The 22,022-nt window shown below is 71.8% G+C and carries 25 protein-coding genes; 16 read left to right on the top strand and 9 right to left on the bottom strand.

What is annotated here, in order from left to right:
* Nucleotides 1–19 precede the first annotated feature (19 nt).
* Both FHG71_RS13295 and FHG71_RS13290 read left to right on the top strand, forming a co-directional pair.
* Nucleotides 20–799, top strand: a complete 780-nt coding sequence (locus FHG71_RS13295) for a succinate dehydrogenase iron-sulfur subunit (RefSeq protein ID WP_139082177.1) — start codon at nucleotides 20–22, stop codon at nucleotides 797–799.
* On the top strand, nucleotides 697–1,629 hold the full coding sequence (locus FHG71_RS13290; RefSeq protein ID WP_139082176.1) for a DUF429 domain-containing protein: 933 nt from the start codon (nucleotides 697–699) through the stop codon (nucleotides 1,627–1,629). Before FHG71_RS13295 ends, FHG71_RS13290 begins: the two co-directional genes overlap by 103 nt.
* Nucleotides 1,630–1,633: 4 nt before the next feature.
* Here the strand turns inward: FHG71_RS13290 and FHG71_RS13285 are convergent, their stop codons facing one another.
* Together FHG71_RS13285 and deoD are read right to left on the bottom strand one after the other, a co-directional pair.
* Entirely contained in the window at nucleotides 1,634–1,990 is a 357-nt protein-coding gene (locus FHG71_RS13285; protein WP_139082175.1) for a hypothetical protein, read from the bottom strand.
* 77 nt (nucleotides 1,991–2,067) lie between these two features.
* Nucleotides 2,068–2,772: a purine-nucleoside phosphorylase gene (deoD, locus tag FHG71_RS13280; protein ID WP_139082174.1), complete on the bottom strand. Its 705-nt coding sequence runs from the start codon at nucleotides 2,770–2,772 to the stop codon at nucleotides 2,068–2,070.
* Between the two features lie 137 nt (nucleotides 2,773–2,909).
* On the opposite strand from deoD, the gene FHG71_RS13275 reads away from it, so the two are divergent.
* On the top strand, nucleotides 2,910–3,431 hold the full coding sequence (locus FHG71_RS13275; RefSeq protein WP_139082173.1) for a DUF4329 domain-containing protein: 522 nt from the start codon (nucleotides 2,910–2,912) through the stop codon (nucleotides 3,429–3,431).
* Nucleotides 3,432–3,447: 16 nt separating this feature from the next.
* On the opposite strand, the gene FHG71_RS13270 is transcribed toward FHG71_RS13275, so the two are convergent.
* On the bottom strand, nucleotides 3,448–3,789 hold the full coding sequence (locus tag FHG71_RS13270; protein WP_139082172.1) for an H-NS histone family protein: 342 nt from the start codon (nucleotides 3,787–3,789) through the stop codon (nucleotides 3,448–3,450).
* Nucleotides 3,790–4,000: 211 nt separating this feature from the next.
* Here FHG71_RS13270 and FHG71_RS13265 point away from each other — a divergent pair, with 211 nt between their 5' ends.
* The 5 genes from FHG71_RS13265 (at nucleotide 4,001) to FHG71_RS13245 (ending at nucleotide 9,973) form a co-directional block, all read left to right on the top strand.
* Nucleotides 4,001–5,359, top strand: coding sequence for a 1-acyl-sn-glycerol-3-phosphate acyltransferase (locus FHG71_RS13265; protein ID WP_139082171.1), 1,359 nt, complete (start codon nucleotides 4,001–4,003; stop codon nucleotides 5,357–5,359).
* 81 nt (nucleotides 5,360–5,440) lie between these two features.
* Complete coding sequence (locus FHG71_RS13260) at nucleotides 5,441–6,769, top strand: NAD(P)-dependent oxidoreductase (protein ID WP_139082170.1); 1,329 nt, start codon at nucleotides 5,441–5,443, stop codon at nucleotides 6,767–6,769.
* A 3-nt stretch (nucleotides 6,770–6,772) separates the two neighbouring features.
* Nucleotides 6,773–8,077 carry an NAD-dependent dihydropyrimidine dehydrogenase subunit PreA gene (preA, locus tag FHG71_RS13255; protein WP_139082169.1) on the top strand — a complete coding sequence of 435 codons (1,305 nt, stop codon included), beginning with the start codon at nucleotides 6,773–6,775 and terminating at the stop codon, nucleotides 8,075–8,077.
* Nucleotides 8,078–8,357: 280 nt separating this feature from the next.
* Complete coding sequence (locus FHG71_RS13250; RefSeq protein WP_139082168.1) at nucleotides 8,358–8,912, top strand: hypothetical protein; 555 nt, start codon at nucleotides 8,358–8,360, stop codon at nucleotides 8,910–8,912.
* 68 nt (nucleotides 8,913–8,980) lie between these two features.
* Entirely contained in the window at nucleotides 8,981–9,973 is a 993-nt protein-coding gene (locus FHG71_RS13245) for an LLM class flavin-dependent oxidoreductase (protein WP_139082167.1), read from the top strand.
* Here FHG71_RS13245 and cbiB read toward each other — a convergent pair.
* The 4 genes from cbiB to FHG71_RS13225 are packed head-to-tail and all read right to left on the bottom strand — an operon-like array spanning nucleotide 9,970 to nucleotide 13,184.
* Nucleotides 9,970–10,857, bottom strand: coding sequence for an adenosylcobinamide-phosphate synthase CbiB (gene cbiB, locus FHG71_RS13240; RefSeq protein ID WP_139082166.1), 888 nt, complete (start codon nucleotides 10,855–10,857; stop codon nucleotides 9,970–9,972). The two genes, FHG71_RS13245 and cbiB, sit on opposite strands and share 4 nt — an antisense overlap.
* Nucleotides 10,854–11,786 (bottom strand): threonine-phosphate decarboxylase, encoded by a 933-nt coding sequence (locus tag FHG71_RS13235; RefSeq protein WP_139082165.1) that lies wholly within the window; start codon nucleotides 11,784–11,786, stop codon nucleotides 10,854–10,856. Before FHG71_RS13235 ends, cbiB begins: the two co-directional genes overlap by 4 nt.
* On the bottom strand, nucleotides 11,783–12,160 hold the full coding sequence (locus FHG71_RS13230; protein ID WP_139082164.1) for a DUF1636 family protein: 378 nt from the start codon (nucleotides 12,158–12,160) through the stop codon (nucleotides 11,783–11,785). Before FHG71_RS13230 ends, FHG71_RS13235 begins: the two co-directional genes overlap by 4 nt.
* A gap of 46 nt (nucleotides 12,161–12,206) precedes the next feature.
* Nucleotides 12,207–13,184 carry a glutathione S-transferase family protein gene (locus tag FHG71_RS13225; RefSeq protein ID WP_139082163.1) on the bottom strand — a complete coding sequence of 326 codons (978 nt, stop codon included), beginning with the start codon at nucleotides 13,182–13,184 and terminating at the stop codon, nucleotides 12,207–12,209.
* A gap of 313 nt (nucleotides 13,185–13,497) precedes the next feature.
* Between FHG71_RS13225 and FHG71_RS13220 the strand changes: the two genes are divergently transcribed.
* The 8 genes from FHG71_RS13220 to FHG71_RS13185 all read left to right on the top strand — a co-directional run bounded on the left by FHG71_RS13220 (nucleotide 13,498) and on the right by FHG71_RS13185 (nucleotide 20,560).
* Nucleotides 13,498–13,710: a DUF6732 family protein gene (locus tag FHG71_RS13220; protein WP_139082162.1), complete on the top strand. Its 213-nt coding sequence runs from the start codon at nucleotides 13,498–13,500 to the stop codon at nucleotides 13,708–13,710.
* A complete protein-coding gene (locus FHG71_RS13215) occupies nucleotides 13,707–14,885 on the top strand; it encodes a sirohydrochlorin chelatase (RefSeq protein WP_139082161.1) in 1,179 nt (392 codons plus the stop codon). Before FHG71_RS13220 ends, FHG71_RS13215 begins: the two co-directional genes overlap by 4 nt.
* Before the next feature lie 89 nt (nucleotides 14,886–14,974).
* Nucleotides 14,975–15,601, top strand: a complete 627-nt coding sequence (locus FHG71_RS13210; protein ID WP_139082160.1) for a precorrin-8X methylmutase — start codon at nucleotides 14,975–14,977, stop codon at nucleotides 15,599–15,601.
* On the top strand, nucleotides 15,598–16,791 hold the full coding sequence (gene cbiE, locus FHG71_RS13205; protein WP_139082159.1) for a precorrin-6y C5,15-methyltransferase (decarboxylating) subunit CbiE: 1,194 nt from the start codon (nucleotides 15,598–15,600) through the stop codon (nucleotides 16,789–16,791). The genes FHG71_RS13210 and cbiE overlap by 4 nt, the downstream gene beginning before the upstream one ends.
* Before the next feature lie 26 nt (nucleotides 16,792–16,817).
* Nucleotides 16,818–17,534 (top strand): precorrin-2 C(20)-methyltransferase, encoded by a 717-nt coding sequence (gene cobI / locus FHG71_RS13200; protein ID WP_246045445.1) that lies wholly within the window; start codon nucleotides 16,818–16,820, stop codon nucleotides 17,532–17,534.
* Nucleotides 17,525–19,315, top strand: coding sequence for a precorrin-3B C(17)-methyltransferase (gene cobJ, locus FHG71_RS13195; protein WP_139082157.1), 1,791 nt, complete (start codon nucleotides 17,525–17,527; stop codon nucleotides 19,313–19,315). The genes cobI and cobJ overlap by 10 nt, the downstream gene beginning before the upstream one ends.
* The gene (cobM, locus tag FHG71_RS13190; protein WP_139082156.1) at nucleotides 19,312–20,112 is read left to right on the top strand and encodes a precorrin-4 C(11)-methyltransferase; all 801 of its coding nucleotides are present in this window, start codon (nucleotides 19,312–19,314) and stop codon (nucleotides 20,110–20,112) included. Before cobJ ends, cobM begins: the two co-directional genes overlap by 4 nt.
* A 91-nt stretch (nucleotides 20,113–20,203) precedes the next feature.
* On the top strand, nucleotides 20,204–20,560 hold the full coding sequence (locus tag FHG71_RS13185) for a hypothetical protein (protein ID WP_139082155.1): 357 nt from the start codon (nucleotides 20,204–20,206) through the stop codon (nucleotides 20,558–20,560).
* Between the two features lie 4 nt (nucleotides 20,561–20,564).
* Here the strand turns inward: FHG71_RS13185 and FHG71_RS13180 are convergent, their stop codons facing one another.
* Both FHG71_RS13180 and FHG71_RS13175 read right to left on the bottom strand, forming a co-directional pair.
* Nucleotides 20,565–20,768, bottom strand: coding sequence for a hypothetical protein (locus FHG71_RS13180; RefSeq protein WP_139082154.1), 204 nt, complete (start codon nucleotides 20,766–20,768; stop codon nucleotides 20,565–20,567).
* The gene (locus FHG71_RS13175; protein WP_139082153.1) at nucleotides 20,765–21,934 is read right to left on the bottom strand and encodes a MalY/PatB family protein; all 1,170 of its coding nucleotides are present in this window, start codon (nucleotides 21,932–21,934) and stop codon (nucleotides 20,765–20,767) included. The genes FHG71_RS13180 and FHG71_RS13175 overlap by 4 nt, the downstream gene beginning before the upstream one ends.
* Between the last annotated feature and the right edge of the window lie 88 nt (nucleotides 21,935–22,022).

Here is a 22,022-nt window from a genome sequence, read left to right as displayed (position 1 = left end):
CCAGACCGAGGAACGACAGATGGTCCAGCTTCGCCTTCCCCGCAACAGCCGCATGAGCGTCGGCAAGACCTGGCCCAAGCCAGAGGGCGCGACGAACCTCAAGACGTTCCGCATCTATCGCTGGAACCCGGAGGACGGGGCGAACCCGCGGATCGACACCTACTTCGTCGACCTCGACACCTGCGGGCCGATGATCCTGGACGCGCTCATCAAGATCAAGAACGAGATCGACCCGACGCTGGCGTTCCGCCGCTCCTGCCGGGAAGGGATCTGTGGCTCCTGCTCGATGAACATCGACGGGGTGAATGCGCTGGCCTGCATCACCGGAATCGACGAGGTGAAGGGCGACGTGCGCATCTACCCGCTGCCGCACATGCCAGTTATCAAGGACCTCGTGCCGGACCTGAGCCACTTCTTCGGCCAGCACGCGAGCGTGCGGCCCTGGCTGGAAACCCACACCAACGCCCCCGAGAAGGAATGGAGGCAGTCCATCGACGACCGTCGCAAGCTCGACGGGCTCTACGAATGCATCCTCTGCGCCTGCTGCTCGACGGCCTGCCCCTCCTACTGGTGGAACGGCGACCGCTATCTCGGGCCGGCGGCGCTGCTGCATGCCTATCGCTGGATCGCGGACAGCCGCGACGAGGCCACGGGCGAGCGGCTGGACGACCTTGAGGACCCGTTCAAGCTTTATCGCTGCCACACGATCATGAACTGCGCCAAGGTCTGCCCGAAGGGGCTGAACCCGGCCAAGGCGATCATGGACATCCGGCGGCTGATGCTGGAGCGCGTGGTCTGACGCGCGTCTACGGCGTCGACTTCACCAGCGCGCCGTCACGACGCAAGCCGATCGCCGTGGCGGTCGGTCGGCTGGAGGGCGACCGGCTGACGTTGACGGCGCTGGAGCGGTTGCCCTCGCTGGACCTGTTCGACCGCGCTCTGCGGGTGGCGGGGCCCTGGGTTGCCGGGTTCGACCTGCCCTTCACCCAATCGCGCACCTTCCTCGACAACATCGGATGGGAGCGGGACTGGCCTGCCTTCGCCGATCGGCTGGGCCGGATGACGCGGGCGGAGTTCCGCGCGGCGCTGGAGCGCTACAAGGCCGACCGGGCTCCCGGCGACCGCGAGCATGCGCGGGGCTATGAAAAGGGCACCGGGGCGGTGAGCCCGCAGAAGCTCCATGGCGTGCCGGTGGCGCTCATGCAGTTCGAGGCGGTGCCGCGCCTGCGCCGGGCGGGGGTGCAGGTGCCGGGGCTGTGCGAGGGAGACCCGTCGCGCGTCGCGCTGGAGGCCTATCCGGGCGTCGCGGCGCGGGCGCTGATCGGGCGCGACCCCTACAAGAGCGACGAGCGCGCGAAGCAGACGCCCGATCGGGCCGAGGCGCGGCGGCGGCTGCTCGCGTGCCTGACGGGCGAGCCGGGGCGGGTCCGGTTCGGATTGCGGATCGCGGTGCCGTCCGACTGGACCGAGGACCCGAGCGGGGATGCGCTCGATGCGGCGCTCTGCGCGGTGCAGGCGGCCTGGGCCTGTCGCCTCCTGCGCGACGAGCCGGGACGGCTGCAGGGGCTCGACCTGTCCGAGGGCTGGATTGCCGACCCAGACGTTCTGCCCCGGCTGCTGTCCCGCTAGGTCGTCACTCGGCGGCGAGCGTCCGCCACGTGTCCGAGTTGGCGCAGAAGTCGGCGCTCTCGGGGAGCGATCCTTCGGCCACTGCGAGGCGGCAGCCGCCGGCCTCGGTGCAATCGACGCAGCAGAGCGCGGTGGCGATGTCGAGGGCGCGGTCCTCCTCGAGTCGGGCGGGATCGAGTCCGTTCAGTCGGGCCATCGCGTTCCTCCTGGCGATCTGGTCGGGAGACAGACGCGCCAGCCGCAGGACCTCCGACGGGCTGAGGCCGTAGTCGGCGACCTCGCCCGCAGTCAGGCCGATGGCGGTAGTCGGCTGGGCGTGGCGTCGCACGCTCCAGGGGTCACGGGCAGGGCTGAGGCGCATCGGGGGCTCCCTCGGGGATGATGGGAGTACCCTAGCGGCGGCGTGGGACCCGCCGACATGACATGGATCAAGGCGCCTCAGGTGAAGGCGGCCTCGAGCGCGATCTCGATCATCTCGCCGAAGCTCTGCTCCCGGTCCTCCGAGGGCAGGGCCTCGTGGGTCACGATGTGGTCGCTGACGGTGAGGACGGCGAGCGCCCGGACGCCATGACGGGCGGCGAGGATGTAGAGCTCGGCCGCCTCCATCTCGACGGCGAGGACGCCGTGGCGGGTGAGCTCGGCCACATGGTCGGGGCGCTCGGTGTAGAAGGTGTCCGAGGAGTGGATGTTGCCCACGTGCACCCGTGCGCTGCGGGCCGTGGCGGCGCGGTACGCGGCGGACAACAGGCCGAAGTCGGCGAGGGGCGCGAAATTCACTTCGCGGAAGATGGTGGAGGACGGCGTCGAGACCGAGGTCGCGCCTTGGGCGAGCACGATGTCCCGCAGCCGCGTGTGGGGCTGGTAGCCGCCCGCCGACCCCACGCGGATGAGCGTCCGGGCGCCGTAGTCGCGAATCAGCTCGTTCGCATAGATCGACAGCGACGGCATCCCCATGCCCGAGCCATGGATGGTGACCCGGTGGCCGCGCCAGGTGCCGGTGTAGCCCAGCATCCCCCGCACGCGGTTCACGCAGGTCGCGTCCTGGAAGAAGGTCCGTGCCGCCCATTCCGCGCGCAGCGGATCGCCCGGCATCAGCACAGTGTCCGCGATCTCGCCGGGTTGGGCTCCGATATGTATGGTCATGTGGCCTCCCGTCTGTTGCCGCGGGCGGTTCTGGACGGGCGGGCGCGGGCTGTCAAAGGGGGCGGCCGCGTTCGGCCGGGCGTTTCCGGAACGTCATTTCCGTGTTAGCCCTGTTTTAACAGATAACCGGAGGTCGGATGCGCCGGATCGTTCCCTGGGCCCTGATCGCCCTGCTATGGCCCGCCTGGGCGGCCGCGCAATCACGCGAGGAGGTCGATTTCGTCAAGAAGCTCTTCGCGGAGTTGCAGCCGCGTTCCTTTGACAAGCGGCGCGAGTATTGTGGCTTCATCGGCCGCGATGCGGCGGGCGATCTGATCGCGACCGAGCCCCAGGCCGGTAATCATGATTCCTGTGGTCTGGATTGGCCGCGCGAGATGGACGTGATCGCCAGCTATCACACCCATGGTGCCTTCGATTTCCTGTATCACAACGAGCTTCCATCCGACATGGATCTGCTGAGCGATCAGGCGCTGGGCGTGAATGGCTGGATCGCCACGCCGGGCGGGCGAATCTGGTACGTCGATTCGGCGCGGATGGTCGCCAAGCAGGTCTGCGGCGTGGGTTGCCTGCCCGTGGCGCCGAATTTCTACAAGGCCCAGGCGGGCGACGTCGCCCGGAGCTACACCTTCGATGATTTGGTGGAGCGCCTGTCCCGCTAGGCGCCCCACCTCCGGCTCAGCCGATCTCCATCTCGGACAGCGGGCGTCCGGCGGCCTCGGCCTCGTGGATCCAGCGCGGGCGGCGTCCCCGGCCCGACCAGGTCTGGTCGGGATTCTCGGGATTGCGATAGCGCGGCGCGCCGCCGGCGGTGGCGGCCTCGGTCTTGCCGCGGCGGCCGCGGACCTGGCCCATGAGCGGCACGAGCTCGGTCAGCGTAAAGCCGTGCTCGCGCGCGGCTTCTTCTGCGGCGCGCAGCGCATTGCGCTTGTCGCGGTCGCCCACGGTGGCGATCGCCTTGTCGATATTGGCGCGGAGCTGCATCAGCTCCTTGCGCGACATGTTCTCGAATTCCGTCATTCTTGTTCCCTCGTCTGAGCAGAAAACCCCGCCACTCGTACGGCACGCCCCTTCTTGGGATTGATAGCGCCTACAGCGCGCGATTCAATATCGCAATATGGGAAACGCCGTCATTGCGCGCATCCCGCCCGATCCGACGATCCCGGAATGGAGCCAAGACGCACGCGCGCGGGATTGCCGGCCGCGCGCTTCCCTGTCATGGCTCGGGATCATGACCCGCACCGTCGCCATTCCGCTTTGGCTGCTGATCCTGATCCTGCTCTTCGCAGGGGTCACGTTTGCCTCGCATTTCCTGTTCCCGTCGGTGCGCTGGTTCTTTCGCCTGCGGATGGAACGTGCGGTGGCGCGGCTCAACAGCCGGCTCCAGCGCCCCATTGAGCCGTTCAAGCTCGCGCGGAGGCACGACATGATCCAGCGGCTGATCTACGATCCGGCCGTGACCCGCGCAGTGGCCGAGGAGGCCCATGCCCAGGGCATTCCCGAAAGCGTGGCCTTCGAGCGCGCCCGCGCCTTTGCCCGCGAGATCGTGCCCGCCTTCTCGGCCACGCTTTACTTCGGCTGGGGGACGCGGCTCGCCCGGTGGCTGTCGCGCGCGCTCTACCGCATCCGGCTGTCGGAGATCGACCTGAGGGATCTCGACCGGCTGCCTGGGGACGCGGCGGTGGTCTTCGTGATGAACCATCGCTCGAACATGGACTACGTGCTGGTGACTTGGCTGGTGTCGGGCTCGGCGGCGCTGAGCTACGCGGTGGGGGAATGGGCGAGGGTCTGGCCACTGTCGGGCCTGATCCGCCTGATGGGCGCCTACTTCATCCGGCGGCGCGAGCGGGGCGCGCTCTACCGACGGGTGCTGGCGCGCTACGTCCAGATGGCGACCGCCGGGGGGGTGACGCAGGCGATCTTTCCAGAGGGACGCCTCAGCCTCGACGGACGGCCGGGGGAGCCGCGGCTGGGGCTGCTGAGCTACATCGTCGAGGGGACGCCAGAGCGCACGCGGGATGTGATCTTCGTCCCCGTGGCGCTGAACTACGACCGCGTGCTGGAGGACCGCTTCCTGATCCGCGCCCATGTGACGGGCGTGCGCCGCTTCCGCCCGCCCTTGGGCGAGGTGTTGGGGGGCGTGGGCCACCATCTGTGGCAGCGCCTGCGGGGCCGCTTCCGCGGCTTCGGCACGGCCAAGGTGGCGTTGGGGCTGCCGCTGTCGCTGCGCGCCTTCCTGGCCGAGCGGCATGGGCATCCCACGCAGGCGCTGGCGGCCGAGCTGATGGCGCGGGTGCGGCGCGCCATGCCCGTGCTGCCCGTGCCGCTGGTTGCTCGGCACCTGCAGGATGGCGCCCATCGGACACGGGCCGAGCTGGAGGTGCTCGTGCGGGACGACCTGCGCATCCTTTCCTTGCAAGGGCTGGGCCTGCCCGGACGGGGGCCGGCGAAGATCGTCGAGGACGCGCTCGGGCTGCTGGCCGAGCGGGGGGTGACGGTCGAGACGCCCGAGGGGCTGCGGGTCCGTCCCGAGGAGCTGGACCTCCTTGCCTATTATGCGGGCAGCATCGCTCATCACTTCGAGAGGTGACGGAGCCCGGAATTTTTCCGTTTGGTAAAATTCTGGCCCTGTGGCAGGCTTCGTCCCAATAAGACGAACAGGGAGCCAGCCATGAACAGCCCGCAGACCCCCGGCGTCGTCCCGCACCGCCTCGATGGCGGGCGGATCGCCGCCAACTTCGCGGACGCCCAGCAGCCCTTGGACCGGCACGAGGCAAAGGTGGCGGCGGATCGCTGCTACTTCTGCTACGACGCGCCCTGCATCCAGGCCTGCCCGACCGAGATCGACATCCCCCTCTTCATCCGGCAGATCCTCGGGGACCAGCCCGAAGTCGCGGCCAAGACGATCTGGGACTCCAACATCTTCGGCGGCGCCTGCGCCCGCGTCTGCCCGACCGAGCAGCTTTGCGAGGGGGCCTGCGTGCGCGAGGCGGCCGAGGGCAAGCCCGTGGAGATCGGACGGCTCCAGCGCTTTGCCACCGACGCCGGGATGGCGCGGAACGCCCACCCCTATGGCCGCGCGCCCTCGACGGGCTGCAGGGTCGCGGTGGTGGGCGCGGGGCCGGCGGGGCTGTCCTGCGCGCACCGGCTGGCGATGCATGGCCATGACGTCGTGGTGTTCGACAAGCGGCCCAAGGCGGGCGGGCTGAACGAATACGGGATCGCCGCCTACAAGGTGCCGCAGGACTTCGCGCAGGCCGAGGTGGACTGGATCCTGGGGATCGGCGGGATCGATCTGCGGCTGGGCGTGGAGCTGGGCCGGGACATGAGCCTTGACGACCTGCGGCGCGACTTCGACGCGGTGTTCCTCGGCGTGGGGCTGCAGGCGGTGAACGACCTGCGCGCGCCGGGCGAGGACAAGGCCGAGGTCCGCGACGCGGTGGAGTTCATCGCGGGCCTGCGGCAGGCCGGAGACAAGGGCGCGATCCCCGTGGGGCGCAGCGTCGTCGTGATCGGGGGCGGCATGACCGCCATCGACGCGGCGGTGCAGTCCAAGGCCTTGGGGGCCGAGAACGTGACCATCGTCTACCGCCGCGACCAGGGGCAGATGGGCGCCTCGGGCTACGAGCAGGACCACGCCAAGCACGTGGGCGTCCGCATCGTCCACGAGGCCGCGCCCGTCGAGGTGCGGGGCAACGGCGCCGTCCACGAGGTGCAGTTCGCCTATACCGAGACCACGCCAGAGGGGGTGCTGCGCTTGCGCGAGGACGGCTTCCGGCTGGAGGCGGACCAGGTGTTCAAGGCCATCGGCCAGAAGATCGGCGACCTGGCCGAGGGCGTGGGCGCGATCGGGGGCAAGATCGATCCGGGCAGCCTGCCGCCCGGCGTCTGGGTCGGGGGCGACTGCGCGCCCGGCGGGCAGGACCTGACGGTGACGGCGGCCGCGCAGGGGCGCGATGCCGCCGAGGCGATCCATGCGGCGCTGATGGGGAGGACCTGAGCGATGGCGAACCTTTCGACCGACTTCATCGGCATCAAGAGCCCGAACCCGTTCTGGCTCGCCTCGGCTCCGCCGACGGACAAGGAGTACAACGTCCGCCGCGCCTTCGAGGCGGGGTGGGGTGGTGTCGTGTGGAAGACGCTGGGGTCCGAGGGGCCGCCGGTCGTCAACGTCAACGGGCCGCGCTATGGCGTGGTCTACGGGGCCGACCGCCGCGTGCTGGGCATCAACAACATCGAGCTGATCACCGACCGGCCGCTGGAGGTGAACCTGCGCGAGATCAAGAGCGTGAAGCGGGACTATCCCGACCGGGCGCTGATCATCTCGCTCATGGTGCCCTGCGACGAGGACTCGTGGAAGGACATTCTCCATCGCATCGAGGACACCGGGGCGGACGGGGTGGAGCTGAACTTCGGCTGCCCGCACGGGATGGCCGAGCGGGGCATGGGCAGCGCCGTGGGGCAGGTGCCCGAATACATCGAGATGGTCACGCGCTGGGTCAAGACGCACAGCCGGATGCCCTGCATCGTGAAGCTGACGCCCAACATCAGCGACATCCGCAAGCCCGCCGAGGCGGCGAAGCGGGGCGGGGCGGACGCCGTGTCCCTCATTAACACCATCAACTCGATCACCAGCGTGAACCTCGACACGTTCAGCCCCGAGCCGATGATCGACGGCAAGGGCACGCATGGCGGCTATTGCGGGCCGGCGGTGAAGCCCATCGCGCTCAATATGGTGGCCGAGATCGCGCGAAGCCCCGAGACGCGGGGGCTGCCGATCAGCGGCATCGGCGGCGTGACGACGTGGCGCGACGCGGCGGAGTTCCTGGCGCTGGGGGCGGGCACGGTGCAGGTCTGCACGGCGGCGATGACCTATGGCTTCGGCATCATCAAGGAAATGACGGCGGGGCTGTCGGCCTACATGGACCAGAAGGGATTCACGGGCGTCGATCAACTCGTCGCCCGCGCGGTGCCGAACGTCACCGACTGGCAGTATCTGAACCTCAACTACGTCACCAAGGCGCGGATCGACCAGGACCTCTGCATCTCCTGCGGGCGCTGCTTCGCGGCCTGCGAGGACACCAGCCACCAGGCCATCGCCATGAACCCCGGCCGGGTCTTCACGGTGAAGGACGAGGAATGCGTGGCCTGCAACCTGTGCGTGGACGTCTGCCCCGTCGAGAGCTGCATCACCATGGTCGAGCTGCCGAAAGGGGCCATCGACCCGCGTACCGGCATGGTCGTGGGCGACTACGCCAATTGGACCACGCACCCCAACAACCCCACCCGCAAGATCGCGGCGGAGTGAGGGCCTGACATCGGCGCGGGGGCCGGGGCGATGCTCCGGCCCCTTGGCTTTGGGGCAAGGCGTGGGGGCCATGGTCTCTCCTGTTCGGGGCGGGTATGGGGCCCGCCAGAGCAGGATCGCAGGGAGCGGTTAACGAATCCCTGCAGCACCGAACGGTGCCCCCCGGACCCGCGCAACGGCTTGGGCGTGGCCGGGAGGCCACGCGAATCAGGCGGGGGCGCATGGCAGGACAGGACAGCGGGCGGCGCGCGACCGGCGCGGCGCGGGGGCATCGACTCCCATGAGTGGGGACATCTTGGACCTCGTGCTGCGGCTCGTCCTGACGATGCCGGGGCAGGTGGCGCTTCTGGCGGGGGCGACGCTGGCCTTCCTGCCCGCGCCCGACGTGGATCTCTGGATGCTGCGGCTGCTGCACCATCGGTCGATCCTGACGCATTCGGTGCTGCTGCCGTGCCTCGTGCTGTGGTTCCTGCCCGAGCTGGGGCCGGCGGCGGCGGCCGGGGCGGCGCTGGGCGTGGCGGTGCACATGGCGGCGGACATGCTGTCGCCCGCGCGGGGCTTTGGCCGCATCTGGCTGCCCGAGCCGTTCCAGGTGAGCCTGGGGGGCTGGAGCCACCTCTGGCTGCTCGTGAACGCGCTGGGGGCGGCCTGGATGGCGGTGGCGGTGCTGCCCTCGGGCGAGGCCTGGCGGTGGATCGCGGGCGGCGTGGGGATTTTGGCGGCGCTGGGCTATGGGCTGATGCGCGAGCGGTCGATCCTGTCGGCGCTGGTGGCGCTGGCGGTGGTCGGCGCCCCCTTCGCGGCGGACCATGGGCTGCGCGCATGGCTCCCCTGACGGGGCCGGGGTTGTCGGGGCCACGCGGAGAGGCCACCTAAAGGGGCCGATCAGCGCGAGGCCATCCCATGCAGCTTTCCGTCCTTGACCTTTGCCCCATTGTGGAAGGCGGCGACGCCGCGCAGGCGCTGCGCGAATCCGTGGCGCTCGCGCAGGAGGCCGAGCGGCTGGGCTTCCGCCGCTTCTGGCTGGCCGAGCACCACAACATGCCGGGGATCGCGTCCTCGGCGACGCCGCTGGTGATCCAGCATGTCGCGGCGGCGACGCAGGTCATCCGCGTCGGCGCGGGCGGGATCATGTTGCCCAACCATTCGCCGCTGGTGGTGGCCGAGCAGTTCGGGACGCTGGCCACGCTGTTCCCGGGGCGGATCGACCTCGGGCTCGGGCGCGCGCCGGGGACGGACGGGCTGACCATGCGGGCGCTGCGGCGGCATCTGGACACGGACGAGGACGGCTTCCCGCGCGACGTGATGGAGCTGATCGGCTATCTCGCCGAAGGCGCCGAGCATGGGCGGGTCCGGGCGGTGCCGGGGGCCGGGACCGAGGTGCCGGTGTGGATTCTCGGAAGTTCGCTCTATGGCGCGCAGCTCGCGGCCTATCTGGGGCTGCCCTACGCCTTTGCCTCGCATTTCGCGCCCACGCATCTGGAGGAGGCGCTGGAGGTCTACCGCGCGACCTTCCGGCCTTCGCAGTGGCTGGAGGCGCCCTATGCCATGGTCGCCATGGGCGTCTGCGCGGCGGCGACGGACGAGGAGGCCGAGCGGCTGCGGTCCTCGCAACTCCGGTCCTTCGCGCGGCTGCGGACGGGGGAAGCCGGAAAGCTGCCGCCGCCGGGGCCGCTGGACGACATCCCGCCCGCGGCGCTGCGCGGGGCCGAGATGGCGATGTCCTTCTCGGCGGTGGGGAGCCCCGCCACCGTGCGGCGGCGGCTGGAGGAGGTGCAGGCGCGGCTGCAACCCGACGAGATCATCGTCGCGGGGATGATCCACGACCTGGAGGCGCGGCTCGAGTCGCTGCGGATCGTGGCCGGGGCGGCCGGGGAGCTGAAGGCGGCGGCCTAGAGGGCGAGCAGCACCGCGACGGCGAGGAGGATCGCCCAGGCCTGCCAGAGGACGCGGACCGAGGCCGCGATCTCGGCCGGGCCGATGGTGCGGCGGCCCTGCGGGTGGACCCAGGGGTAGTCGCGCATTTCCCCGTGGTAGGCGCGGGGGCCGGAGAGGGCCACGTCGAGGGCACGGGCCATGGCGGCCTCGGGCCAGCCAGCGTTGGGCGAGCGGTGCAGGCGGGCCTCGGCGATGATCGGGCCCCAGGCGCTGCGCGGGTGGGTGAGCCAGATCAGGAGCGCCGACAGGCGCGCGGGCGCGAGGTTCAGGAGGTCGTCGAGGCGCGCGGCGGCCCAGCCGAACTGCTCGTGCCGGGGCGTGCGATGGCCGATCATGCTGTCGGCGGTGTTGACGACCTTGTAGATCAGGAGCCCCGGCAGGCCGCCCAGGGCGAACCAGAACGCGGGGGCCACGACGCCGTCCGAGAAGTTCTCGGCCCCCGACTCGATGGCGGCGCGGGCGATGGCGGGCGAGTCCATCGCAGCGGTGTCGCGGCCGACGATCATGGAGACGGCGTGACGCCCTTCGGGGATCGACATGCGAAGCGCGCGGGCGACGGCCTGCACATGGTCGGCGAGCGAGCGCTGGGCGAGGAGGATGGCGCCGACGATCACCTCGGCGATGGGACCCGGGAGGGCGGCGAGAAAGAGGCCCAGGAGGCCCGCGCCGGTCACGAGGATCAGCACCGCCACGACGCCCCGGAGGCGGGTGCGGTCGTTGAGGGTCCGGTCGGTCCAGGCCACGGCGCGGCCCATCAGCACCGCCGGATGCGGCCAGCGGTCCCAGAGGGCGTGCGGCTCTCCGAACAGCGCGTCGAGAAGAAGCGCAGCGACGAGGGTCACAGCGCGGCCTCCAGTTGCGCCCAGCGGTCGGGGGCGGGCAGGCCGAGGCGGAGCCAGGTGCGCGAGTAGGGGAAGACGCGGGCGAGGACATGGGCGCGCGCGAGGCGCTCGGCCCAGGCGGGGGCGTCGTCCACCTCGTAGAGACGGAAGAGCGTGGTGCCGCCCACGAGGTGCGCGCCCCGGGCCGTGAGAAGGGCGTCGAGGCGGCGGGCGTCGGCCGAGAGGCGCTGGCGCGTGGCCTCGGCCCAGACGGGGTTGCCCAGCGCCTCGGCGCCGATGGCGAGCGCGGGGCCCGAGACGGGCCAGGGGCCGAGCGCCTCGCGCATCCGGTCCGCGATGGGCCCGGGGGCCAGGATCGCGAAGCCCAGGCGCAGGCCGGCGAGGCCCCAGAACTTGCCGAAGCTTTTCAGGACCACCGTGCCGGGCCGCATGGTGCGGGCGACGTGGGTCGCCTCGGGCGTCACGTCGCAGAAGCTTTCGTCGACGATCGTCAGCGGGCGGTCGTGGTGCTCGGGGCCCCAGAGGCGGCCGTCGGGGTTGTTGGGGTGGACGAGGACGGCCGGGGCGGCGGGGTCGTCCACGAGGGGGACGCCCGCGGCCGAGAAGCTCGCGGCGTATTCGTTGTAGGTGGGGCCGGGGATGGCGATGCGGTCCACGCCGGTCGCGTGGGGCAGGCGGGCGATCAGGGCGGAGAGGCCGGGGGCGGCGATGATCTCGGCGCTGTCGGGGACGTTCCAGAACTCGCGCGCGGCGGTGATCAGCGCCTCCTGCGCCGCGCGGTCGGGCAGCGCGGTCCAGGCGTGGGCCGGGAGATGCGGCAAGGGATAGGGAACCGGGTTGATGCCGGTCGAGAGGTCGAGCCAGTCCGCGCGGGCTCCGCCGTGGGCCGCCATCGCGGCGTCGAGGCCGCCGCCGTGGTCGCGCGTCATGACTCCTCCGGGAGCGGCGGGTGGCGGGTCACGAAATGGCCCTTCACCGGCTGCGGCCAGAGCTTGTAGGGCACCTGTCCGCTCGCGCTCTCGGCGTGGAGCGCGGCCCAGGCCACGATGGCCTCGGCGGCCTCCTCCGTGGGCTCGAAGCGGCCCAGGGTGTAGCAGAGCTTGCCCCCGGCCTGCACGGCGACGTTGCAGCCGTGGTCGCAGCCCATGAGGCAGGAGGTTCGGCGGGTGCGGACGGGGGTTCCCTCCGCCGCCGCCTCGACCAGCGCGGCGAGGCGGGCGCCGGGCGGCTCGGGGGCGCCCTCGGCGGGGCCGGGCCAGTCGGCCCGCTTGCAGGTGTCGCAGATGGTGATCCAGGTGGCCATGGCCGCGGCTTGTGCCGCAGGCCCGGCCCACCGGCAAGGGGTGGGCCTAGAGGTCCTCGCGCCCGTGGGGCTCCCACAGGTCGAGGTCGGGCCCGATGGGGACGATGCGGAAAGGGTTAATCCGGTCGTGGCTGTAGTGGTAGTGCCGCGCGATGTGGTCGAGATGCACGGTCGGGGCCACGCCCGGCGTCTGGTAGAGGTCGCGCGTGAAGTCCCAGAGGTTAGGATACTCGATCAGCTTGCGCCGGTTGCACTTGAAGTGCCCGTGATAAACCGTGTCGAAGCGGATGAGCGTGGTGAAGAGCCGGATGTCGGCCTCGGTGAGGCTGTCGCCCATGAGATAGCGGCTCTCGGACAGGCGCTCCTCCAGCCAGTCCAGCGTGTCGAAGAGCGGGCGCACGGCGGCCTCGTAGGCGCCCTGCGATTCGGCGAAGCCCGACTTGTAGACGCCATTGTTGAGCGTGTCGTAGATGCGGGCGTTCACGGGCTCGATGGCGTCGCGCAGGTCCTCGGGCCAGAGGTCGAGGTCGGTGCCGGCGATCCCGTCCCAGGCCTGGGTCAGCATCCGGATGATCTCGGAGGATTCGTTGCTGACGATCTTTTCGCGCTCCTTGTCCCACAGGACGGGGACGGTGACCTTGGTCGTCGCCTCGGGGTCGCTGCGGGTGTAGATGTCGCGCAGGAAGGGCAGGCCGTGGAGCCGGTCCCCGGTGGCGCCGGGGAAGTCGGTCGCGAAGGTCCAGCCCTCCTCCAGCATGTCGGGATGGACGACCGAGACGTCGATGTGGTCCTCAAGCCCCTTGAGCGCGCGGACGATCAGGGTGCGGTGCGCCCAGGGGCAGGCGTGGCTGACATAAAGGTGGTAGCGCCCGGATTCGGCGCGGAAGCCCGCGCGGCCCGTGGGCCCGGCGCGACCGTCGTCCGTGACCCAGTTGCGGAAGGAGGAAGCGGGCCGGTCGAAGGCGCCGTCCCTGACCCGCGCCACGGGGGCCGTCACCCATCGTCCGTTCTCGAGCTGCCCCATCCCGCGTCTCCCCGTCCCATGCCTCATCGGGACCTAGCCGACCGGGCCGCCGGGGAAAGGCGCAGGGCCGGTGCGGGGGCGCACAGGGCGTGCACGGCGGCGCGGGATGTCGCAGATGGGCGGGTCCGTGCCGCTTCCCCCTTGGCGGGAGGGGGGCTTGCGCGGTAGGAGGGCCGCAGACGAAGCCCTGCGGGGCCGGACCGAAGGCGCGTGGGGGATCGACCCAGGTCGGGGATGCCCGGCGCGCGTCGTCAGCGACGGGGCGACCCCCGCGACCGGCATCCCGCTCCCAACCCCGGCCCGGGAGCCATCGATGCGCAACGCCTTCCTCCTTCTCGCCCTTCTCCTGCCGCAGGCCGCCCTGGCCCATCCTGGCCACTTGGCCGAACGCGGCGGCCATGACCACGTGATCGCGGCGGTGGCGCTTCTGGGCGCGGTGATCGGCTCGTGCTGGCTGATCTGGACCGAGCTGCGCCCGGCCAAGCCCGCGCGCCTGGCGCGCAAGGACGACGGGGCCGACGCGTGAGCCACGAGCGGATCGGCGTCCTTCTCTGTGGCCACGGCTCGCGCGATGCCGGCGCGGTGGCCGAGTTCGCCGCGCTGGCCGAGGCGCTGCCCCGGCATCTGCCGGAGGACTGGCTGGTCGAGCATGGCTACCTGGAGTTCGCCAATCCGGTGCTGCGCGACGGGCTGGAGGCGCTGAAGGCCAAGGGCGCGGACCGCATCCTGGCGGTGCCGGGGATGCTGTTCGCGGCGATGCACGCCAAGAACGACATCCCCTCGGTGCTGCAGGCCTGGTCGGCCAAGGCCGGGGTGCCCGTGGCCTACGGGCGCGAGCTGGGCGTCGATCCCAAGATGATCGCGGCGGCCGGCGCCCGCGTGCGCGAGGCCATCGCGAAGGCCGACGCCGAGAACGGGCCGGTGCCGCTGCACGAGACCTGCCTTGTGGTGATCGGGCGGGGGGCTTCGGACCCCGACGCCAACGCCAACGTGTCCAAGATCGCGCGGATGCTGTGGGAAGGGCTGGGGCTGGGCTGGTGCGAGGTCGGCTATTCCGGCGTCACCTTCCCGCTGGTGGAGCCCTGCCTGACGCACGTCGCCCGGTTGGGCTACCGGCGGGTCGTGGTCTTCCCCTACTTCCTGTTCTCGGGCGTGCTGGTGGACCGGATCTACGGCTTCACCGACCGCGTGGCCGCCGCGCAGCCGGGGATCGAGTGGGTGAAGGCCGACTATCTCGGCCTGCACCCGGAGGTCCTGCGCACCTTCGCCGAGCGCGCGACCGAGCAGGTCGACGGGGTGCCGCCGCCCAACTGCCAGCTTTGCAAGTACCGCACGCAGGTCCTGGGCTTCGAGGCCGAGGTGGGCGCGCCGCAGGAAAGCCATCACCACCATGTCGAGGGCCAGGGCGCGTCCGCGCCGGGGTCGAACGTGGCGGACTGCAAGCTGTGCGACGACTTCTGCACGGGGGTCTGCCGTCTTCAGGTCGCGGCGGTGGAGCCCCTGGGCTCGATGGCGCACATGGGGGCGGGCGGGCTGCATGACCACGGCGACGGCCAGCTCCACTGGCACGGGCCGGGCGGGCATCACCACCATGGGCACGGCCATGACCACGGGCATGGGCACCACCATCACCCGCGCTATCCTCACGAGGATCATCCGCTGGGGCCGCTGTCGGCGCTGGCCACGCTGAAGACGCGCTGAGCCCTTCCTTCGGTGCCAAGTATCCCGGGGGGAGCGAAGCGGGGGGCGGAGCCCCCCTCCGCCCTCTCCGTCCTGACGGAGACCCGACCATGCGCCCCTACCTCAAGGACCCCGCCGCCATCTACGCCGAAAGCTTCGCCACCGTGGAGCGCGAAGCGCGGTTGGGGCGCTTTCCCGAAAGCCTGCGGCCGCTGGTGACGCGGGTGATCCACGCCTGCGGCATGGTCGAGATCGCGGACCGGCTGGCCTTTTCCGATGACGCGGGCGAGGCGGGGCGCGCGGCGCTGGCGACGGGCGCCCCGGTCATCTGCGACTGCGAGATGGTCGCGGCCGGCATCACGCGGGCCAGGATGCCCGCAGCCAACGAAATTCTCGTGACGCTGAACGCGCCCGGCGTGCCGGAGCTGGCCAAGCGGCTCGGCACCACGCGCTCGGCGGCGGCGGTGGAGTTGTGGGAAGGGCGGATCGAGGGCGCGATCGTCGCCATCGGCAACGCGCCCACGGCGCTGTTCCACCTTCTCGACCGGCTGGATGCCGGCTGGCCCAAGCCTGCGCTGATCCTTGCGTTCCCGGTGGGCTTCGTCGGCGCGGCGGAGAGCAAGGCCGAGATCGCTGCGGATTCGCGGGGCGTGCCCTTCGTGGCGCTCAAGGGGCGGCGCGGCGGGTCGGCCATGGCGGCGGCGGCGGTGAACGCGCTGGGGGGCGAGCCCGCGTGACGCCTTGGCTTCATGTCGTGGGGCTTGGCGAGGAGGGGCTCGCCGGGCTGTCCCCGGCCGCGCGCGCGCTGGTGCTGGGGGCCGAGGTGCTGGTGGGGGGGGCGCGTCACCACCGGCTGACCGAGGCCGCGCCGGGCGAGAGGATTGCCTGGCCCTCGCCCTGGGACGCTCTGGAAGGGACGTTGTGGGGTCTTCGGGGCCGGCGGGTCGTCGTGCTCGTGACGGGCGATCCCCTGTGGTTCTCGGGCGGCGAGCGGATCGTGGCGGCCTTCGGGGGCGAGGTTGCTGTGCATCCGCATCCGGGGGCGTTCCAGTTGGCCGCGGCCCGCATGGGCTGGCCGATGGACGGGGTCGAATGCCTGACGGTTCATGGGCGGCCCGTAGAGCAGGTGCTGCCGCATCTGGCGCCCGGCGCGCGCTGGCTGGTGCTGGCGCATGGGCCGGAGACGGGGCGCGACATCGCGCAGCTTCTCGTGTCGCAGGGCTATGAGCCCAGCCGCATCGCCGCCCTGTCGCACATGGGTGGGCCGGAGGAGGCGCGTGTCGAGGGGCGCGCCGGGGCGTGGGACGCCGAGGTGCCGCTGCTGACCACGCTGGCCGTCGAATGCGTCGCGGGACCGGGCGCGCGGGTGCTGGGGCGCATGGGGCTACCGGACGACGCCTTCGGCTCGGACGGGACCATGACCAAGCGCGAGGTGCGCAGCGTGACGCTGGCGCGCCTCGTGCCGCTGCCGGGGCAGCTTCTGTGGGACGTGGGGCTGGGCTCGGGCTCGGTCGCCATCGAGTGGATGCGCGCGGCCAAGGGGGCGCAGGCCATCGGCGTGGAGCCGCGGCCCGACCGGCGGGCGCTGGCGGCGGCGAACGCGCTCAGCCTGGGCGTGCCGGGACTGGAGATCGTGGCGGGCGAGGCGCCGGAGGCGCTCGCGGGCCTGCCCGCGCCGGATGCGGTGTTCCTGGGGGGCGGACTGACCGAGGCGGCGTTCGCGGCAGCTTGGGAGGCGCTTCGGCCTTTGGGACGGCTCGTGGCCAATGCGGTGACGCTGGAGGCGCAGGCGGTGATGCTGGCGCTGCACCGGCGGCATGGGGGCGAGCTGGTGCGGATCGCGGTGAGCCGCGCCGAGCCGGTGGGGCGACTGACCGGATGGCGGCCGGCGATGGAGGTGATGCAGTGGAGCCTTCTCAAGCCGTGAGCCAGGTGGAACGGGAGAATGCGTATTTGGGCCAAGTTGATGAGGCGGGCCGCCTGATCGGCGTGGGCGTGGGGCCGGGGGCGCCGGACCTGCTGACGCTGCGCGCGGCGCGGGTGATCGAGGGCGCGCGGGTGCTGGCCTATCCGACTCTGGCGGGGGCGCCGTCCTTCGCGCGATCCATCGCGGCGGGGTTCATCCGCGAGGGCGTCCTGGAGATCGCCATCGACGTGCCCATGACCCCCGCCCGCGAGCCCGCGCAGGCGGCCTATGACGCGGGCGCGGCGCGGATCGCGGCGCATCTGGAGGCGGGGCGCGACGTGGTCTGCCTCTGCGAGGGGGACCCGATGTTCTACGGGTCCTTCATGTATCTTCAGGCGCGGCTTTCGCCCCGCTTCGCGACCGAGGTCGTGCCGGGCGTGACCTCGGTCTCGGCGGCGGCGGCGCGGGCGCGGCTGCCCTTGGGCGCGCGCGAGGGGCGCATCGCGGTGCTGCCCGCGACGCTGCCCGACGAGGCGCTGCGCGCAGGCCTGCTGGCGCACGAGACGGTCGCGCTGATGAAGCTGGGCCGCCACTTCCCGCGCGTGCGGGCGCTGATCGATGACCTCGGGCTCACGGCCCGCGCCACCTATGTGGAGCGCGCGACGCTGGCTGCGGAGGTCGTCCGGCCCCTGGCCGAGGCGCCCCGCGAGGCGCCCTATTTCTCTCTTCTCCTCGTGTCGAAGGACTCCGATCCATGGCTCTGACTCCGGCGGTCCTCGCCCTCACCCCGTCCCCCGTGGCGGCCCGCGTGGCCGAGGCGCTGGGCGCGGCCCTGCATGGCCGCGCGGGGCGCGTGCCGGAGGCGGAGGTCGCCTTCGATGATACGCTGGAGCACGTGCGGACCCTGTTCGCCGCCGGCGTGCCGGTGGTGGGCGTCTGCGCGGCGGGCATCCTGATCCGGGCGGTGGCGCCGCTTCTGTCCGACAAACGGGCCGAGCCGCCGGTGGTCGCGGTGGCCGAGGATGGGAGCGCGGTCGTGCCGCTCCTGGGCGGGCACCGGGGGGCGAACGCGCTCGCGCGGCGGATTGCCGAGGCGCTGGGCGTCACGGCGGCCGTGACCACGGCGGGGGACGCGGCGCTCGGGATTGCGCTGGACGAGCCGCCCGAGGGCTGGCGCCTGGCCGAGCCGGAGAAGGCGGGCGCGGTGATGGCGCGGCTGCTCGCGGGCGAGGGGGCGCAGGTCCGGGGCGAGGCGGCGGAGCGGGCCGGATGGCTGGCCGGGCTGCCCGAGGGCGAGGGTGTGCGGATCGCCTGCACCGCGGGCCCGGCGCTGGGGGCGGACCTGCGCTTCGCGCCGCAGGTCGCCGCGCTGGGCGTGGGGGCCGCGCGGGGCTGCCCGCCCGAGGAGCTGGCGCTTCTGGTGCAGGGCGTGCTGAAGGAGGCCGGAATCGCGCCCGAGGCGCTGGCAGCCATCGGGACGCTGGACCTCAAGGCCGACGAAGGGGCGGTGGTGGAGCTGGCGCGCGGCTTCGGCGTGCCGCTGCGGCTGTTCGCGGCGGCCGAGCTGGAGGCCGAGGCACCCCGGCTTGCGAACCCGTCCGAGGTCGTCTTCGCCGAGGTGGGCTGCCACGGCGTGTCCGAGGGCGCGGCGCTGGCCCTTGCCGGGACCGAGGGACGCCTTGCGGTGACCAAGCGCAAGACCAGGAACGCCACCTGCGCGCTGGCCGTGGCGCCGACGCCGATCACGCGGCTGGCGGGGCGGCCGCGGGGCAAGCTGTCGGTCGTGGGCATCGGGCCGGGACAGGCCGCCTGGCGCACGCCCGAAGTGTCGCGGCTGGTGACCGAGGCCGAGGAGCTGGTGGGCTACGGGCTTTACATCGACCTTCTGGGGCCGCTCGCCGCCGGCAAGCCGCGCGCGGATTTTCCGTTGGGAGGCGAGGAGGACCGCTGCCGCCATGCGCTGGAGCGCGCGGGCGAGGGGCGCAACGTGGCGCTGGTCTGCTCGGGCGACGCGGGCATCTACGCGATGGCGGCGCTGGTCTTCGAGCTTCTGGACCGGCGCGAGAACGGGGTGAGCGACGCCGCGCGGCGGGTCGAGGTCGAGGTGAGCCCCGGCATCTCGGCACTGCAAGCGGCGGCGGCGCGGGCGGGGGCGCCGCTCGGGCACGACTTCTGCGCGGTGTCGCTGTCGGACCTGCTGACCCCGCGCGAGGACATCCTGCGGCGGCTGCGCGCGGCGGCCGAGGGCGATTTCGTGATGGCGCTCTACAACCCCGTGTCCAGGACGCGCCGGACGCTCCTGAACGACGCGCGGGAGATCCTGCTACGTCACCGGCCCGCCGAGACGCCCGTCCTGCTGGCGTCGAACCTCGGGCGGCCGGAGGAGCGGCTCACCTACCGGCGGCTCGCGGACCTGAAGGTGGACGAGGTGGACATGCTGACGGTGGTGCTGATCGGCTCGTCCCAGAGCCGGATCGTCGAGCGGGGCGAGGGACCTCGGCTCTACACCCCGCGGGGCTATGCGAAGAAGATGGTGACGGCATGACGGTGCATTTCATCGGGGCGGGGCCGGGCGACCCGGAGCTCCTGACGCTCAAGGCGCAGCGGCTGATCGCCTCCTGCCCCGTGTGCCTTTATGCCGGGAGCCTTGTCCCGGAGGCGGTGGTCGCGGGGGCCCCGGAGGGCGCGCTCGTGCGCGACACGGCGCCGCTGACGCTGGAGGAGACCCACGCGCTGATCGTGGAGGCCCATGCCAAGGGTCAGGACGTGGCGCGGGTGCATTCGGGGGACCCGTCGCTTTATGGGGCCATCGCCGAGCAGATCCGGCTTCTGCGGCGGGACGGCATCCCCTTCGACATCACGCCGGGCGTGCCGGCCTATGCCGCCGCCGCCGCGGCGCTGGGGCAGGAGCTGACGGTGCCGCAGGTCGCGCAGAGCATCGTGCTCACGCGGATGTCGATGCAGTCGACCGCCATGCCTGCGGGCGAGACGCTGGAGAACTTCGCGGCCACCGGCGCGACCCTGGCGATCCACCTGGGCGTGCGGGCGCTGCGGGACATCGTGCGAAGGCTCAGCCCCTTCTACGGCGACGACTGCCCGGTGGTCGTGGCCATCCGCGTGGGCTGGCCGGACCAGATGATCCTGCGGGGACGGCTGTCGGACATCCACGCCAAGGTGCGCGAGGCCAAGGTCACGCGGACGGCGCTGATCCTGGTCGGGCCGGCTCTGGGCGAGTCGCAGGAGTTCCCTGACAGCGCGCTCTACGACCCCGCGCGGCCTCATGTGCTGCGCCCCAAGGCGCGGGTCGCGGACCAGGACGCCCCGGATATCGCACGCCCGTGACTCCCGGCCGCCTTTGCGGCCCGGTGTCATATAAACGCTTGATTGCGGGTGTACTTCCGTCATGCTCGGTCTCAGGGGAGGACTGACTGACATGACGGAAGACCTGCCGGAGGCCGTGCGCCAGGGCCTGGAGGCTGCGCGCACGGCGGCGCAGAGGCGATCGAACCGGCTTTGCGTGCACGAGGGCGGCAACGTCCACCGCATCCTGCGGATGTGGGAGCGGGGCTTCGCCCTGGCGGCGACGGACACGCCGCCGCTGCGGGGCTACGTGGACCTTTACGACGGGCCGCGGCACCTGTCGTCCTGCCTTATCGTGGCCTCGCCCGAGGAGGAGAACGGCGAGCGGATCTACGAGTTCAAGATCAACATGCCGGTCATGGACCGTCCGCCCGCCGACTTCGAGGAGTCCGAGATCAAGCCCTCGGCCCTGATCCCGCGGAGCTTCTAGGGCCCTAGTGGATCGTCCGGCGCTCGGCGATGACGCCAAAGGCGAGGAGCCTCCGGCATTCGTCGCGGAGCCATCCGCCGATGTGCTCGGCCAGGCCCGTGTCGTGCAGGTGCTGCCAGGCCGCGCGGATGAGGTTGCGGTCGTCGGTCTCCTCGACGCCCTCGGCGATCATCACGGCCCGGAAGTTGTCCATCCGAGGCCCGGTCATTGCACGTCCGCGAAGGCGCGGGACAGGCGCTCGACCGCCTCGGCCACCACCGCGCGGGGCGCGGCGAGGTTGACGCGGACCCAGCCCTCGCCCCCGGCGCCGAAGCTCGGGCCCGCGTTGACCGCGATGCGGGCGTCCTGCGCGATGCGGCGGGTGATCTCGTCCGGGGACATGCCGAGGCCGCGCAGGTCCACCCAGGCGAGGTAGGTGGCCTCCAGCGGCATCGAGCGCAGGCCGGGGATGGCGTTCACGCCTTCGTCGAAGAGGCGGCGGTTGCCGTCGAGGTAGAGGTTGAGGGCCTCCACCCATTCCGCGCCCTCAGGCGAGCAGGCGGCGGTGGCCATCCGCATCCCGAAGGCGTTGGGCGAGATGCCGAGCGCGGCGATCCGCTGCGCGAAGGGCGCGCGGAGCGCGGCATCGGGGATGATGACGTTGCCGATATGCGCGCCCGCGATGTTGAAGGTCTTGGTGGTGGCCGTCATCATCACCAGCTGGTCCTCGACGCCGGGGATCAGGGTCATGGGCGTGTGCCGGTGGCCCGGCATGACGAGGTCGCAGTGGATCTCGTCCGAGACCAGCACGAGGTCATGGCGGCGGGCGAAGTCGGCGACCTGCTCCAGCTCGGCGCGCGTCCAGACGCGGCCGCCGGGGTTGTGGGGCGAGCAGAGGATCACCATGCGCTCGCGACCCGTCAGGCGCGACTCGTAGGCGGCGAAGTTCATGACGTAGCGGTCGCCGTCGAGCGCGAGGGGGCATTCCGTCACCGTTCGCCCGGCCGCGCGGATCACGCGGGCGAAGGCGTGGTAGACGGGGGTGAAGAGCACGACCGCGTCGCCCGGCTTTGTCCAGGCGTCCACCGCGAGGCCCACGCCGTTCACGAGGCCATGGGTGCTGAGGATCGCCTCGGGCGCGGGGTCCCAGCCGTGGCGCGTCCGCATCCACCAGCGGATGGCGTCGAGGTAGCGGCGGTCGTCGCCGAAATAGCCGTAGACGCCGTGGGCGAGCATCGCCTCCAGCTCGCGCTGGATCGGGGGCGCGGCGCGGAACTCCATGTCCGCGACCCACATGGCAAGGCCGTCCTCGGGGGAGACGCCGTAGAACGGCTCCATCATGTCCCATTTGACGCAATGGGTGCCGCGGCGGTCGATGGGGTCGTCGAAGGTCATGGGAGCTCTCCCGGTCATGCGGGTGCAGGGGTGCCAGCCGGGAGCGCCGAGGGCAAGCGGTTGCGCGGACGCGGGCGCTGGCCTACAT

The sequence above is a fragment of the Rubellimicrobium roseum genome, from assembly GCF_006152145.1.
Classification (GTDB): domain Bacteria; phylum Pseudomonadota; class Alphaproteobacteria; order Rhodobacterales; family Rhodobacteraceae; genus Rubellimicrobium; species Rubellimicrobium roseum.
This window is presented reverse-complemented; position numbering and strand designations above follow the sequence as displayed.